Origin of the sequence: Ruegeria intermedia, from assembly GCF_900129345.1 — a bacterium.
GTDB classification, from domain to species: Bacteria; Pseudomonadota; Alphaproteobacteria; order Rhodobacterales; family Rhodobacteraceae; genus Ruegeria; species Ruegeria intermedia.
The window spans coordinates 26,189-41,771 of the sequence record NZ_FQVK01000010.1; the positions used below are offsets into that span (position 1 = coordinate 26,189).

Annotated in this window: 10 protein-coding genes; 3 read left to right on the forward strand and 7 right to left on the reverse strand. The window is 65.8% G+C overall.

Annotated elements, in window-relative coordinates; all coding sequences use genetic code 11:
• Positions 1-102: 102 nt before the first annotated feature.
• Both F3H26_RS08865 and F3H26_RS08870 read left to right on the forward strand, forming a co-directional pair.
• Positions 103-3,264 carry a valine--tRNA ligase gene (locus tag F3H26_RS08865; protein WP_149775699.1) on the forward strand — a complete coding sequence of 1,054 codons (3,162 nt, stop codon included), beginning with the start codon at positions 103-105 and terminating at the stop codon, positions 3,262-3,264.
• 128 nt (positions 3,265-3,392) lie between these two features.
• Positions 3,393-4,559, forward strand: coding sequence for a benzoate/H(+) symporter BenE family transporter (locus F3H26_RS08870; protein ID WP_223162469.1), 1,167 nt, complete (start codon positions 3,393-3,395; stop codon positions 4,557-4,559).
• Positions 4,560-4,586: 27 nt separating this feature from the next.
• Here the strand turns inward: F3H26_RS08870 and F3H26_RS08875 are convergent, their stop codons facing one another.
• A complete protein-coding gene (locus tag F3H26_RS08875) occupies positions 4,587-5,369 on the reverse strand; it encodes a crotonase/enoyl-CoA hydratase family protein (RefSeq protein WP_149775700.1) in 783 nt (260 codons plus the stop codon).
• A 144-nt stretch (positions 5,370-5,513) separates the two neighbouring features.
• Here F3H26_RS08875 and F3H26_RS08880 point away from each other — a divergent pair, with 144 nt between their 5' ends.
• Positions 5,514-6,623 (forward strand): pyridoxal phosphate-dependent aminotransferase, encoded by a 1,110-nt coding sequence (locus tag F3H26_RS08880; RefSeq protein WP_149775701.1) that lies wholly within the window; start codon positions 5,514-5,516, stop codon positions 6,621-6,623.
• Here F3H26_RS08880 and F3H26_RS08885 read toward each other — a convergent pair.
• The 6 genes from F3H26_RS08885 to F3H26_RS08910 form a co-directional block, all read right to left on the reverse strand.
• The gene (locus F3H26_RS08885; RefSeq protein ID WP_149775702.1) at positions 6,620-7,810 is read right to left on the reverse strand and encodes a pyridoxal-phosphate-dependent aminotransferase family protein; all 1,191 of its coding nucleotides are present in this window, start codon (positions 7,808-7,810) and stop codon (positions 6,620-6,622) included. The genes F3H26_RS08880 and F3H26_RS08885 overlap by 4 nt on opposite strands.
• A gap of 52 nt (positions 7,811-7,862) precedes the next feature.
• The gene (gene eda / locus F3H26_RS08890) at positions 7,863-8,498 is read right to left on the reverse strand and encodes a bifunctional 4-hydroxy-2-oxoglutarate aldolase/2-dehydro-3-deoxy-phosphogluconate aldolase (protein ID WP_149775703.1); all 636 of its coding nucleotides are present in this window, start codon (positions 8,496-8,498) and stop codon (positions 7,863-7,865) included.
• Between the two features lie 4 nt (positions 8,499-8,502).
• Complete coding sequence (gene edd, locus F3H26_RS08895) at positions 8,503-10,308, reverse strand: phosphogluconate dehydratase (RefSeq protein WP_149775704.1); 1,806 nt, start codon at positions 10,306-10,308, stop codon at positions 8,503-8,505.
• A gap of 1 nt (position 10,309) precedes the next feature.
• Entirely contained in the window at positions 10,310-11,755 is a 1,446-nt protein-coding gene (gene zwf, locus F3H26_RS08900; RefSeq protein ID WP_149775705.1) for a glucose-6-phosphate dehydrogenase, read from the reverse strand.
• Between the two features lie 146 nt (positions 11,756-11,901).
• Positions 11,902-14,145: a phosphoenolpyruvate--protein phosphotransferase gene (ptsP, locus tag F3H26_RS08905; protein ID WP_149775706.1), complete on the reverse strand. Its 2,244-nt coding sequence runs from the start codon at positions 14,143-14,145 to the stop codon at positions 11,902-11,904.
• A 46-nt stretch (positions 14,146-14,191) separates the two neighbouring features.
• The gene (locus F3H26_RS08910) at positions 14,192-15,430 is read right to left on the reverse strand and encodes an aspartate kinase (protein ID WP_149775707.1); all 1,239 of its coding nucleotides are present in this window, start codon (positions 15,428-15,430) and stop codon (positions 14,192-14,194) included.
• Positions 15,431-15,583 lie beyond the last annotated feature (153 nt).

A 15,583-nucleotide genomic window follows, 5' to 3' on the forward strand; every position in this document is an offset into this window, starting at 1 on the left:
TGCGGCGGATGTCCAGTGCGCGGGGTGCTTGGCCCTTTCCCTTCCCGCCGCCATTCGCTATTGCAGGCGCTGACCCAAGATCGATGACGCAGGACGCACCCGATGGCGATGGACAAGACATTCAACGCGGCCGAGGCCGAGGCCCGGATCTACAAGGCCTGGGAACAGGCCGGAGCCTTCAAGGCAGGCGCGAACAAGTCGCGCGACGAGAGCTTTTGCATCATGATCCCGCCGCCGAACGTCACCGGCGCGCTGCATGTGGGCCACGCGTTCAACAACACCCTGCAGGACATCCTGATCCGCTGGCACCGGATGCGCGGGTTCGACACGCTGTGGCAGCCCGGCCAGGACCACGCCGGCATCGCCACCCAGATGCAGGTCGAAAAGAAGCTGATGGCCGAGGAAGGCAAAAAGCGCACCGACTACACGCGCGAGGAGTTTCTGGCCAAGGTCTGGGAGTGGAAGGGCGAATACGGTGGCACCATCATCGAGCAGCTGAAACGCCTCGGCTCTTCGTGCGACTGGTCGCGCAACGCCTTCACCATGGCCGGTGCGGCGGGCGACCCGCGCACGGGCCACGAAAACAGCCCCAACTTCCATGACGCGGTCATCAAGGTCTTTGTCGACATGTACGACAAGGGCCTGATCTACCGCGGCAAGCGGCTGGTCAACTGGGACCCGCATTTCGAGACCGCGATCTCGGACCTCGAGGTCGAGAATATCGAGGTCGCCGGCCATATGTGGCACTTCAAGTACCCGCTGGCCGGGGGCGAGACCTACACCTATGTCGAAAAGGACGAGGACGGGAACATCGTGCTCGAGGAAGAGCGCGACTATATCTCGATCGCCACGACCCGCCCCGAGACCATGCTGGGCGACGGCGCGGTTGCGGTGCACCCGTCGGACGAACGCTATGCGCCCATCGTCGGCAAGCTGTGCGAAATCCCGGTGGGTCCGAAAGAGCATCGCCGCCAGATCCCGATCATCACCGACGAATACCCTGATCCGAATTTCGGCTCGGGCGCGGTGAAGATCACCGGCGCGCATGATTTCAACGACTATCAGGTGGCCAAGCGCGGCAAGATCCCGATGTACCGCCTGATGGACACGCGCGGCCACATGCGGGCCGACGGCGCGCCCTATTCGGACGAAGCCGCCAAGGCCCAGGAATATGCCCGCGGGCGCGCATTCACCGAGAACGAGATCGACGCGATCAATCTGGTGCCCGACCATCTGCGCGGCCTGGACCGGTTCGAGGCGCGCGCCAAGGTGGTCAAAGAGATCACCAGCGAAGGGCTGGCCGTGATGACCCGCGCGGACGATCCGCGCCTGGGATCGACCGCGCTGAAACCCGATGCCGAGGGCGCCGACGCGCTGGTGCCGCTGGTCGAGAGCAAACCGATCATGCAGCCCTTCGGCGACCGCTCGAAGGTGGTGATCGAGCCGATGCTGACCGATCAGTGGTTCGTGGAGACGTCAAAAATCGTGGGCCCCGCGCTGGACGCGGTGCGCGACGGCCGGGTCAAGATCATCCCGGAATCGGGCGAAAAGACCTATTACCACTGGCTGGAAAACATCGAGCCTTGGTGCATCAGCCGCCAGCTGTGGTGGGGGCATCAGATTCCGGTCTGGTACGGGCTGGACCTGTCGGCCGAGGATTTCAAGGATGACGAAAACGACGGCGAGCTGGACCTGGTTGAACTGGGCCGGCTGCTGAACGAAGGCGGCATGCTGCACCGGGGCGCGGTCATGGAATGCGCCGCCAGCTTCGAGGACGTCACCGGAAAATTCCTGGATGACAATGCCGACATTCCCAGCCCGCTCAGCCACGCCACGGTGATCGAGGTGGCCGACAAGCACGAGGCGATCCACCGGTTCGCCGAAAGCCTGGCGCAATACGCCATCGACCGCGACCCGACCAAGCTGGTCTATCCGGTCTGGCGCGACCCGGATGTGCTGGACACCTGGTTCTCGTCCGGGCTGTGGCCCATCGGCACGCTGGGCTGGCCCGAACAAACCGAGGAGTTGCAGCGCTACTTCCCCACCGATGTCCTGATCACCGGGTTCGACATCCTGTTCTTCTGGGTTGCCCGGATGATGATGATGCAGCTGGCCGTGGTGAACGAAATCCCGTTCCACACCGTCTATCTGCACCAGCTCGTCCGCGACGAGAAGGGCAAGAAGATGTCCAAGACCACCGGCAACGTCATCGACCCGCTGGAAATCGTGGACGAGTTCGGCGCCGACGCGCTGCGCTTTACCAACGCCTCGATGGCGGCCATCGGCGGCGTCCTGAAACTGTCGCGCGAGCGCATCACCGGCTATCGCAACTTTGGCACCAAGCTGTGGAACGCCGTCCGCTTTGCCGAGATGAACGAGGTCTTTACCGACGCCGTGCCGCAAGTGGACGTGGCCGAGTTGCGGCCCAAGGCCGCCGTGAACCGCTGGATCATCGGCGAAACCGCCCGCGTGCGGGAAGAGGTCGACGCGGCGCTGGCGAGCTATCGCTTCAATGACGCGGCCAATGCGCTTTATGCCTTCGTCTGGGGCAAGGTTTGCGACTGGTACGTGGAATTGTCCAAACCGCTGCTGCAGGGCGACGATGCCGAGGCCCAGGCCGAGACCCGCGCCACCATGCGCTGGGTTCTGGATCAGTGCCTGGTTCTGCTGCATCCGATCATGCCCTTCATCACCGAAGAGCTGTGGGGCCTGACCGGCACCCGTGCCAAGATGCTGGTGCATGCCGACTGGCCGACCTATGCCGCCGCCGATCTGGTCGATGCCGACGCGGATCGCGAGATGAACTGGGTGATCTCGGTGATCGAGAACACCCGCTCGGCCCGCGCCCAGATGCGCGTTCCGGCGGGCCTGTACGTGCCGATGCTGGTAACCGAGATCGACGCCCACGGCCAGGCCGCCTGGGACCGGAACGAGGCGCTGATCAAGCGGCTGGCCCGGATCGACAGCCTGACCAAAGCCGATACGCTGCCCAAGGGCACGATCTCGATCGCGGCCCCCGGCGCGTCTTTTGGCCTGCCGCTGGCCGACATCATCGACATCGGTGCCGAGAAGGAACGGCTGGAAAAAGCCAAGGGCAAACTGGCCAAGGAACTAGGCGGTCTGCGCGGGCGTCTCAACAACCCCAAATTCGTGGCCTCGGCCCCGGAAGAGGTGGTGGAAGAGGCCAAGGCCAACCTGGCCGCCCGCGAAGAGGAAGAGGCCCGCATCAACGAGGCCCTGGCCCGACTGGCCGAGATCGCCTGATCCGTCAGCCCCTCGCACACGCTTGACGAAACCCCGCCGCGCACGCCCGGCGGGGTTTTTTGCACCCGCCCCTGTTCACCGGGCCAAACGGTTGCTAGCAATCTCGGGACCAATCCACCGAGGCCCCCATGTCCAGACCCTTTCCGCCGATGCAGACCGTTTCAACCGGGCTGGTCGTGGCCGTAGTCGGCTTTTTCAGTTCCTTTCCGATTGTCCTTCAGGGGTTGGATGCCATGGGCGCTTCGGGGCCGCAGGCGGCATCGGGGCTGATGATGGCCGCGCTTGCCATGGGGCTGGCGGCGATCGTGCTCAGCCTGTGGTACCGCCAACCGATCAGCGTGGCCTGGTCCACGCCCGGCGCGGCGCTGCTGGCGGTTTCGGCCGCGCCGGCCGCGGGATTCTCGGGTGCCATCGGCGCATTCCTGTTTGCGGGTGCGCTGACCGTGCTGGCCGGAATGTGGCGCCCGCTGGGACGGTTGGCAGCGGCGATTCCCACCACGCTGGCGCAGGCGATGCTGGGCGGAGTGCTGCTGCCGCTGTGCATCGTCCCGTTTCAGGCCACTGTCGAGATCCCCTGGCAGGCCCTGCCGGTGATCCTGACCTGGTTCATCGCTGGACGTGTGCACAGACTGCTGGCGGTCCCCGCCGCCGTGCTGGCCGCCGCGCTGGTCGTCGTTCTGTTCTCTGACGGCCCGTCGGTGCGCCCCGATCACCTGCTGGCTGCGCCGGTCTGGACCACGCCCACATTCTCGGTGGCGTCGATGATCGGCATCGGGGTGCCGCTGTTCGTGGTCACGATGGCCACGCAGAACATCCCCGGCATCGCGGTCATGCGCAGCTTTGGCTATGCCCCGGTTCCAGGGCGGCTGTTCTCGGCCGTGGGCGGGGCCAGCATCCTGTCGGCCCCCTTCGGCGCGCCGGCGACCTGCCTTGCGGCCATCACCGCCGCCATGTGCTCGAACGAGGACAGCCACCCCGACCGGGATCAGCGCTATTGGTCTGCGGTCATGGCCGGGGTGTTCTATTGCCTGTTCGGGGTATTCGCCGTGGCCATCACCGGGTTTGCCGCCCATGCCGATCCGATGCTGATGGGCACGTTGACGGGCGTGGCGCTGATCGGGGTCATGGCCAACGCCACCTTCGCCGCGCTCGAGGTTCCGGCCGAGCGCGAAGCCGCGATCCTGACCTTTGCCATCACCGCCTCGGGCATCACCGTGTTCGGTCTGGGCGCGGCGGTCTGGGGCCTGCTGGCAGGCGGCATCGCCTATGGGGTGACGACGCGCCTGCGGGGCTGAGTTCGATCTGGCCGCGGCCCGCGAGGGTTACTTGAACTCGGGCTTGCGGCCCTGCATCTGGGCCATCACCACTTCCATCTGGTCGGGTTTGCCGATCAGCTCGACCTGTTCGGCGGATTCGGCCAGCAGAACCTCGGCGCGCGACTTGGTTTCGGCCACCTCGATCAGACGTTTCGCGGCGCGGATGGCCGAGGGGCTCTTGCCCGCGATATCCTCGGCCAGCGCGATGGCTTCGGTCAGCGGATCATCCGACAGGCTGGTGACCAACCCCCAGTCGGCGGCCTGAGCGGCACCGATGGGCCGCGCGGTATAGGTCAGCAGGCGCAGCACGTCGGACCGTACCAGTTTCGGCAACAGGACCATGCCGCCCATGTCGGGGATGATGCCCCATTTCATCTCCATCACGGCCAGCTTGGCATCGGGATGGGCAATGCGGATATCGGCCCCCAGCGCGATCTGCAGACCACCGCCATAGGCCACGCCCTGAATGGCGCAGATCACCGGCACCGGCACGCGGCGCCAGATCAGCGCCAGTTCCTGCATCTCATTCGCGTCGTCATGGCTGCGGGTCATCAGCCACTCGGTCGGGTCCTTGTGCGCCATGGTCGCGAAACTGGCCATGTCGAGCCCCGCGCAGAAGCTTTTGCCCTCGCCCGACAGCACCACGGCCCGGGCGTCCGAGGCGGCGACCTCTTGCCCCGCCGCCAGGATCGCCTTGACCATCGCATCATCCAGCGCGTTCATCTTGTCGCCGCGGGTCAGGGTGACATGGGCGATGTGGTTCCTGTATTCGACTGATACGCGCGCCATCTGGGCCTCCGGGTTTGATGTTCCGGGCAAACCATGCCCCGAAACCCGCCGCCGACGCCAGCCCGACGTGAGGGCAGATCGGTGCGGACGCCCTGGCCCGATGCAAGGCTTGCCCCGGCCATGCCCTTGGGATTATCTGCGCCCATGACCGGACCCAGATACACCCCGCTTGCCCAATCCCTGCCCGCAACCGTGCCCTTCGTCGGCCCCGAGACGCAAGAGCGCCAGCGCGGCGCCCCCTTCCTGGCCCGGCTGGGCGCGAACGAAAGCGTGTTCGGCCCCTCGCCCCGCGCGATCGAGGCGATGCGGCAGGCCGCTGGCGGCATCTGGATGTATGGCGATCCCGAAAACCACGATCTGCGCCATGCGCTGGCCGATCATCACGGCATCAGCCCCGACAACATCGTGGTCGGCGAAGGCATCGACGGGCTGCTGGGCTATCTGGTGCGCCTGATGGTCGCTCCGGGCGATGCGGTCGTGACCTCGGACGGGGCCTATCCCACCTTCAACTACCACGTCGCGGGCTATGGCGGGGCGATCCACAAGGTGCCTTATTCCAACGATCACGAGGACCCGGCCGCCCTGTTCACCAAGGCGGCCGAGGTCGGGGCCAAGCTGGTCTATCTGGCCAACCCGGACAACCCGATGGGCAGCTGGCATCGCGGCGCGGACATCGTCACGGCGATGGACGCTCTGCCCGACGGCTGTCTGCTGGTCTTGGACGAGGCTTACGTGGAGTGCGCGCCCGACGGCACCGCCGCGCCGGTCGCGGCGGATGATCCGCGCGTGATCCGGATGCGCACCTTTTCCAAGGTTTTCGGCATGGCCGGCGCGCGGGTCGGCTATGCGATCGGAGCACCCGGGTTGATCTCGGCCTTCAACAAGGTGCGCAACCATTTCGGCATGAACCGCATCGCGCAGGCCGGTGCGCTGGCCGCCCTGCACGATCAGGACTGGCTGGCGCAGGTTCAGACACGGATCGCCTCGGCCCGCGACCGGATCGGCGCGATTGCGCGTGACAACGGGCTGAGCCCGCTGCCCTCGGCCACCAATTTCGTGGCAATCGACTGTGGGCGCGACGGAGCATTTGCCAAGGCGGTGCTGGAGGCGCTGGTGGCGCAGGGGATCTTCGTGCGGATGCCCTTTGCAGCCCCGCAGAACCGCTGCATCCGCGTCAGTTGCGGCACCGAAGCCGACCTGAACGCCTTTGCCACCGCCCTGCCGCAGGCGCTGGCGGCGGCACGCAGCGCTTAACCTGCCAGAACCGCCGCCGCAGCCTCGAGCGCGCCGGACCCGCGCGGAATCTCCAGCGCGGCCATGGCGGTTTCGATGCCGCCCAACATGCCCATGACCATGTGACCGTTCAGATGGCCCATGTGGCCCAACCGGAAACACGAGTCCTCGTCCGCCATGCCCAGCCCGATGCCAAGGGTAAGGCCCAGATGCCGCTCGGTATAGCTGCGAAGGGGCGTGCCGCGCCCCTCGGTCAGGCGCAGGGCGGTGACGGCATGGCTGCGATGCGCGCGGTCGCCGACGTTCAGGTGCAGCGCCCCGCCTTCGGCCCAAGCCTCGCAGGCGGCCCAGACGGCTTGGGCCAGCCGCGCATGGCGGGCCCAGACCTGCTCAATCCCCTCGGCATGGATCAGGTCCAGGGCGGCGCGTAGGCCGTACAGGTGATGCGTCGGCGCGGTGCCGCCGAAGTACTGATAGAACCAGTCGGGCTGTGATCGCGGCTGCCAGTCCCAATAGCCCGAAACACGCGGCATTGCGGCCCGTTTGCCCTTGGCCCGGTCGTTGAAGAACACGAAGGACATGCCCGCCGGGGTCATCAGCCCCTTCTGGCAGGCGGTGACCATGACATCGACGCCCCAGTCATCCATCTCGAACCGGTCGCAGCCCAGCGAGGCGATGCAATCCGCCATCAGCAATGCCGGGTGGTTCAGGTCGTCCAGCAGCGCCCGCAGCGCCGGAATGTCGTTGCGGATCGAGCTGGACGTGTCCACATGAACCGCCAGAACCGCCTTGATCCGGTGGTCTGCATCAGCCCGCAGGGCCTGCGCGATCCGATCCATGTCCCACGGGTTGGAGGGACCAAAATCGATCAGTTCGACCTTCACACCCAGACGCTCGGCCATTTCCGCCCAGCCGTGGCTGAACAGACCCGAGGCGGGCACGAGGACGGTCTCGCCGGGGGCCAGAACGTTGGACAGCGCCGCCTCCCACGCGCCGTGGCCGTTGGCGATGTAGATCGCAACCTCGTGTCGAGTACGGGCCACGCGGCGCAGATCGGCCGTCAGGCCGGGCATCATCTCGACCAGTTCACCGGCATAGATATTGGGCGACGGGCGGTGCATCGCCTGCAGCACCGCGTCGGGAATCACCGAAGGGCCGGGAATGGCCAAATAGTCGCGCCCCTGCGCGAGGAAATTACTGCCTGTCATGTGGGTCAACCTGCCTGTAATGGCGCCCACCCTAGCGCCCGGTCCGGCAAGGTCAATCCATCAACGCAGCCGCCTCACGCGCAAGGGCTTCGATCCCCGCCCAGTCGCCCTGCGCCACCATCTGTTTCGGGGCGACCCAGCTGCCGCCCGCGCAGATCACGTTGGGCAGAGACAGGTAGTCGCGCGCGTTGGCGGTTGATACGCCGCCCGTCGGGCAGAAGGTGATCTGCGGCAGCGGCGCGCCGATCGCCTTGAGTGCGGGCGCCCCGCCCGAGGCTTCGGCCGGGAAGAACTTCAGCATGTCATAGCCCTGCTCGAGCAGGCGCATCGCCTCGGTCGCGGTGGCCGCGCCGGGCAGCAGCGGCAGGCCCTCGGCCTCACAGGCGGCGATCAGGGCATCGGTGCCCCCCGGCGATACGCCGAACTGGGCGCCCGCCTCTTTCGCGGCACGGACATCGTCGGGCGTGACCAGCGTGCCGGCCCCCACGACCCCGCCGGGCACCTGCGCCATGGCGCGGATCGCGTCCAGCGCCGCGGGCGTGCGCAAGGTCACCTCGAGCGCGGGCAGGCCACCGGCCACCAGTGCCTCGGCCAGCGGGTGGGCATGGGCGGCGTCATCGACGACCAGAACCGGGACGATGGGCGCCAATGCGCAGATCTCGCGGGTGCGTTGGGTTTTTGCGGACATGGGTTCAGGCTCCGAAAATGCTGGCACCGGCATCGGCCGAGCCGACGGCGTTGCGGAACGTCGTGAACAGGTCGCGGCCGACCCCGTATTGATGCGCCGAAAGATCGGCGGTGGCGACGGGGCGGTCCAGCACGCCGGGGGTCAGGATTTCAAGCTGGCCCCGCACCGCATCGACGCGCAGCAGGTCGCCGTCGCGCAGTTTGGCGATCGGGCCGCCATCCAGCGCCTCGGGGCAGACATGAATCGCCGCGGGCACTTTGCCCGAGGCCCCCGACATGCGGCCATCGGTGACCAGTGCCACCTTCTGCCCGCGCCCCTGAAGGATCGACAGGATCGGGGTCAGCGAGTGCAGTTCGGGCATGCCGTTGGCCTTGGGCCCCTGAAAACGGACAACGACGATGACATCGTCGGTGAACTCGCCCGCCTTGAACGCGGCCTTGACCTCGTCCTGGTCGTGGAAGACGCGCACCGGGGCCTCGACCACCTGGTGTTCGGGCGCCACGGCCGAGACCTTCATCACGCCGGTGCCCAGATTTCCGGTCAGCCGCGACAGGCCGCCGGTGGGTTGGAACGGGTCATTGGCCGGGCGCAGGATCTTTTCGTTCAGGCTGTGGCCCGCGCCGTCCTGCCAGACCAGTTCGCCATCGATCAGCTTGGGTTCCTGCGTGTAGTGATGCAGCCCCTGCCCCGCCACGGTCAGCGTGTCGGGATGCAGCAGGCCTTCGTCCAGCAGCGTGCCGATGGCATACCCCAGCCCGCCCGCGGCGTGGAAATGGTTCACGTCCGCCAGACCGTTGGGATAGACCCGCGCGACCAGGGGCACGACGCCCGAGATGTCCGAGAAATCCTGCCAGTCCAGCACGATGCCCCCGGCACGGGCCATGGCGATCAGGTGGATCAGCAGGTTGGTCGACCCGCCCGTGGCCATCAGCCCCACGATGCCGTTCACGAAAGCCCGTTCGTCGAGGATCTGGCACACCGGCGTGTAATTGTTGCCCAGCGCGCTGAGCGACAGGGCGCGGCGGGCGCCTTCCTCGGTCAACGCATCGCGCAGCGGCGTGTTGGGGTTGACGAAGCTGGAGCCCGGCAGGTGCAGGCCCATGAACTCCATCAACATCTGGTTGGTGTTGGCGGTGCCGTAGAAGGTGCAGGTGCCCGGCCCGTGATAGGCGGCCATCTCGGCGGCCATCAGTTCTTCGCGCGTGGCTTCGCCGGCGGCGAATTTCTGGCGTACCTTGGCCTTTTCGTCGTTGGGCAGGCCGCTGGTCATCGGGCCGGCGGGCAGGAACACCGCCGGCAGGTGGCCAAAGCTTTGCGCCGCAATTACCAGCCCCGGCACGATCTTGTCGCAGACCCCCAGGAACACCGCCGCGTCAAAGGTATTGTGGCTGAGCGCCACCGCCGCCGCCAGCGCGATCACGTCGCGCGAGAACAGAGACAGCTCCATCCCGGCCTCGCCTTGCGTGACGCCGTCACACATGGCCGGAACCCCACCCGCGACCTGCGCGGTGCCGCCTGCGGCACGGGCCGCGCGACGGATCAGTTCTGGATAGCGCTCGAACGGCTGATGCGCCGACAGCATGTCGTTATAGGCGGTGACGATGCCCAGATTGCCCACGCTGGTGGTTGCCAGAGTCTTTTGATCGGGGCCAGCCCCGGCATAGGCATGGGCCTGACCGCTGCAGGACAGATGCGCGCGGGACGGCCCGTCAGACCGGGCCTGCTCCATCCGCTGCAGATAGGTACGGCGGGGATCGGCGCTGCGCTCGATTATCCTTTGGGTGACATCGGTGATGACGTCGTGAACCATCTCAACCTCCGATCTGGCGCCAGCGGCGCCCATCGCGATGCATCAGCATCAACGCGTCTTCCGGGCCGGAACTGCCCTGGTCATAGAGCGACGGACGGTCGCCGCGCTCTTCCCAGCCCTTGATGATGGGATCGACCCAAGCCCAGGCGGCCTCGACCTCGTCGCCGCGCATGAACAGGGTCTGGTCGCCGCGGATCACGTCCATCACCAGCCGTTCATAGGCGTCCTGTGCGCGCACATCGGCACCCAGCGCCTCGGCAAAGCTCATGTCCAGCGCGACGTCCGTCAGGCGGAAGCCGCCCGGGCCGGGATCCTTGATCGTGGTGCGCAGGGTGATGCCCTCATCAGGCTGCAGGCGGATCACCAGAACGTTGCCGTGCAGCGGGCCGACATTGGGAAAGATCGTGTGCGGCGGGTCGCGGAAAAACACGGCGATTTCGGATTCACGCGCGCGCAGACGCTTGCCCGTGCGCAGATAGAACGGAACCCCCGCCCAGCGCCAGTTGCCCACGCGCACCTTCAGCGCGATGTAGCTTTCGGTCAGGCTGTCGGGGTTGCCCACATGGTCGACATAGCCGTCGCCGCCCTTGTCCGCCCGGTACTGGCCGCGGGCGATGTCGGTCGAGGCGACAGGTTCCAGTGCCTCGATCACCTTGACCTTTTCATTACGCACCGCGTTGGGCGAAAAAGTCGAGGGCGGCTCCATCGCCGTCAGGCACAGAAGCTGCACCAGGTGGTTCTGCACCATGTCCCGCATCGCGCCGGACTGGTCGTAATAGGCGCCACGCCCTTCGACCCCGACGGTTTCGGCCACGGTGATCTGGACATGATCCACATGGGTCGCGTTCCACAGCGGCTCGAACAGCGAGTTGGCAAAGCGCAGCGCCATCAGGTTCTGCACCGTTTCCTTGCCCAGGTAATGGTCGATCCGATAGATCTGGTGTTCTTCGAAACAGGCGCGCAGACCTTCGTTCAGCGCCTTGGCCGAGGCCAGATCATGGCCAAAGGGTTTCTCGACCACGATGCGGCTGTCGGGCGTGGCAAGCCCGTGATCATGCAGGCGCTGTGCGATGCCGGGAAACAGTTTCGGACCGACCGACAGATAAAAGGCGCGCACCACGTCAGGGCGCAGCGATTTGGCCAGCTTGTCCCAGCCGTTTTCGCCCAGCGCATCCACGGGCACGTATTCGACCCGCGCCAGAAACCGGTCCAGCACGTCCTTTTTGAAGGACGGCGCGAATTCCTTCATCGACTTGCGCACCTGCGCGCGGAACCCGTCATCGTCCATATCCGACCGCGCGGTCCCGATGATGCGCGCATCTTCGGGCATCTGCCCCACTTCGAACCGATGGTAGAGGCCCGGCAGGATCTTGCGCTGGGCCAGATCTCCGGTCGCGCCGAACAGGACCAGATCGAACGGATCTACCGGAATTACGCGTGAAACCATGGCTGGCTCCCTTCTTCGGACAATCCGGCGCGGTCTGCAGCCAGACACCCTGTTACCGCTAACATTCGTGGCTTGGATAGAAAGGCCAAGCCCAAAAAGCAAGCCCGGATTTCGGAAACGGGTCTTTTTTCGCGGTCACCATGGCCTCAGCCGTTGGCGCGCAGATACTCCATGATCGCCGGACGCACCGATTGTTCGCCGCGATGGCGGGCGTCGGCGATGATCTTGCGAACCTCCTGCAGGTTGGACCGCAACAGCAGGCTTTTGACCGGGCCGATCGAGGCCGGGCGCATCGACAAGGTGCGGATGCCCATCGCCGCCAGGCACAGCGCCTCGATCGGGCGGCCGGCATCCTCGCCGCAGAAACTCAGCGGCGTGTCGGAAATTCCGCACCGTTCGACGATGCGCTCGATCAGGCTGAGGAAGCTGACATTCAGCGTGTCATAGCGGCGGCGCACCAGCTCGTTCTCGCGGTCGGCGGCGAAGAAGAACTGCTTCAGGTCGTTGCCGCCGATCGAGATGAAATCGACCTCGTCAAAGAATTTCTGGGGGGCGAAGGCCAATGACGGTGTTTCCAGCATCGCCCCGATTTCAAGCGTTTCGGGCAGAACATGGCCCAGACGCTTTTCGCGTTCGATGGTCTTGTTCACCTCCCACTTGGCCTCGCGGAACTCCTCGGCCTGCGCCACGAAGGGAAACATCACCGTCAACGGCCGCCCCTCGGCGGCGCGGATCAGGGCCTGCAGCTGCATGCGCATGACCCCGCGCTTGTCCAGGCCCACGCGGATGGCGCGCCAGCCCAGCGCCGGGTTGGGTTCGGCGACATGCTTCATGTAGGGCAGCACCTTGTCCGACCCGATATCCAGCGTTCGGAACACCACGCGCTTGCCATCGGCCGAATCGAGTACGCGTTTGTACTGCGCCACCAGTTCGGACCGCTTCGGCATCTGGTTGCGGATCAGGAACTGCAGTTCGGTGCGGAACAGGCCCACGCCCTCAGCCCCCGACGTCTTGAGCGACGGCAGGTCGGCCATCAGGCCGGCATTCATCACCAGATTGATCCGCTCGCCATCCTTCGTCACGGTCGGGGTTTCGCGGATCGAGGCATAGCGTTTCTGCGCCTCGGCCTGCATGGCCATCTTGTCGCGGAAGGCGCTGACCACGGTATCCTCGGGGCGCAGATGCACGACGCCCTCGTCGCCATCGACAAGAATGTGATCACCGTTCAAGGCCTCGGTCGTGATCCGCCCCACATGCACCACCAGCGGGATGGCCAGGGCGCGGGCGACGATGGCGGCATGGCTGCCGACCGAGCCTTCCTCGAGCACGATGCCCTTCAGCGACCGGCCGTATTCCAACAGATCGCCCGGTCCGATATTGCGCGCCACCAGGATCGGATCAGGCGGCATCTCCTTGCCGTTGTCGCGGCCCTGCCCCGTCAGAATGCGCAGCAGCCGGTTCGACAGATCGTCCAGATCGGCCAGCCGCTCGCGCAGATAGGGGTCGGTGACCTGGCTCATCCGGGCGCGAGCCTGCGACTGTTCTTTTTCAACCGCCGCCTCGGCGCTGAGGCCGCGGGCGATATCCTCCTCCATCCGCCGCATCCAGCCCTTGGAATTGGCGAACATCCGATAGGCCTCGAGAACCTGCAATTGCTCGGTGTCACCCCCCCGCGAGATTTCCAGCATCTTGTCGACGCCCACGCGCAGTTCCTCGACGGCCGCGTTTAGGCGTTCAAGCTCGCGGTGCGGATCGTCGGCAATGGGGTTGGTGACCACGACGCGTGGTTCGTGCAGCCAGACATGGCCTTCGGCAGAACCTTCCTGTGCGGGGCCGCCCCGCAGCAACAGGGCTTGCTGGTGCAGCGGCGACAGGGCCGCCCCTTCGCCCACGAAGGCGCCCAGCTCGGCCATCTCGGCCAGCACCATCGCGACCACTTCCAAGGCATAGACCTCGTCGGCGGAAAACTCGCGCGCGTCGCGCGACTGCACGACCAGAACGCCCAGCTTCTGGCCCAGCCGCTGAATCGGCACGCCCAGGAACGACGAATACCGCTCCTCGCCGGTTTCCGGCATGTAGCGGAAACCCTTTGCCGCCGGCGCGTCGGCTGTATTGACCACCTCGCCGAACTTGGCCACGCGCCCCACCAGGCCCTCGCCCAGACGCATGCGGGTCTGGTGAACCGCTTCGGGGGCAAGCCCTTCGGTCGCGCAGAGTTCAAGGGTTTCGTCGTCGCGGAACAGGTAGATCGAGCACACCTCGCACCGCATGCTGTCGGCAATCAGATGCGTGATCCGGTCAAGACGCTCCTGACCGGCCGCCTCGCTTGCCATCTCCTCGCGCAGCCGCCCCAGCAGCTTGCGGGATTCCGTTTCCATTCCGTCTGCCATCGCCCGGTTCATCCTGCGGTGTCAGGCGGGACCTTGGCCGAAATGCTCAGGCCGCCTTGTCCAGTTCAAACGCATCATGCAGCGCCTGAACGGCAAGTTCCATGTATTTCCGATCGATCAGCACGGAAATCTTGATCTCGGAGGTTGTGATGACCTTGATGTTGATCCCCTCATCCGAGAGCACCTTGAACATCTTGGCCGCCACGCCCGACTGCGAGCGCATGCCGATGCCCACGACCGAAACCTTGGCCACGTCGGTATCGGCGACCAGCTCGGCATAGTTCAGATCACCACGCTCCTTGACTGCCAGCAGCGCCTTTTCGGCGCGCGCCACCTGGTTGGTGGGGCAGGAAAAGGTCATGTCCGTGCGCCCCTCGTCCGAGATGTTCTGCACGATCATGTCGACATTGATCCCCTCATCGCTGAGCGCGTTGAAGATGATCGCGGCGATGCCGGGGCGGTCGGCGACCGACACGACGGTCATCTTGGCCTCGTCCCGCGAATAGGCCACACCCGAGACTACATTGGATTCCATGATTTCCTCCTCGTCGACGACCAGGGTTCCGGCCTCGTCGGACTGTTCCTCGAAGCTTGAGAGAACACGCAGTTTCACCTTGTACCGCATCGCCAGCTCGACCGAGCGGGTCTGCAGTACCTTGGCCCCCAACGAGGCCAATTCGAGCATTTCCTCGAACGAGATCTTGTCCAGCTTGCGCGCCTTCTCGCAGATGCGCGGATCGGTGGTATAGACGCCGTCCACATCGGTGTAGATGTCGCAGCGCTCGGCGTCGAAGGCGGCGGCGAAGGCCACGGCGGTGGTGTCCGAACCGCCCCGGCCCAGCGTGGTGATCCGCCCTTCGGGGCTGAGGCCCTGAAAGCCCGCCACCACGGCGACCTTCATGCCCTCACCGAACTTCTGGTTGATGTTGTCGGTCGGAATGTCCAGGATCCGCGCCGCCGAATGGGCGCCATCGGTCAGCAGGGGCACCTGCCAGCCCTGCCAACTGCGGGCGGGAATGTCCATTTCCTGCAGCGTCAGTGCCATCAGCCCGGCGGTGACATTCTCGCCCGAGGACACCACGGCATCATATTCGCGCGCGTCGTACAGCGGCGAAATCTCGTCGACCCAGCCCACCAGTTCGTTGGTCTTGCCCGACATGGCCGAAACGATGACGATGACGTCATAGCCCTTGGCCACTTCGACGCCGATACGCTTGGCCGCGCGGCGGATGCGGTCGAGGTTGGCGACGGATGTGCCGCCAAATTTCATCACGAGTACGGGCATGGGGGCAAATGTCTCCGCGCCTTGGATTTCCGGTCCCGTGCGTCTTATGCGAGGGGACCCGATAGGGCAAGGGTGCAAAGCGGCAGACCCTGCGGCGCGCGGTCGCTTTACAACCGGCTCCGGCAATGTCAGCGTGGGATCAGCCGTTTACGC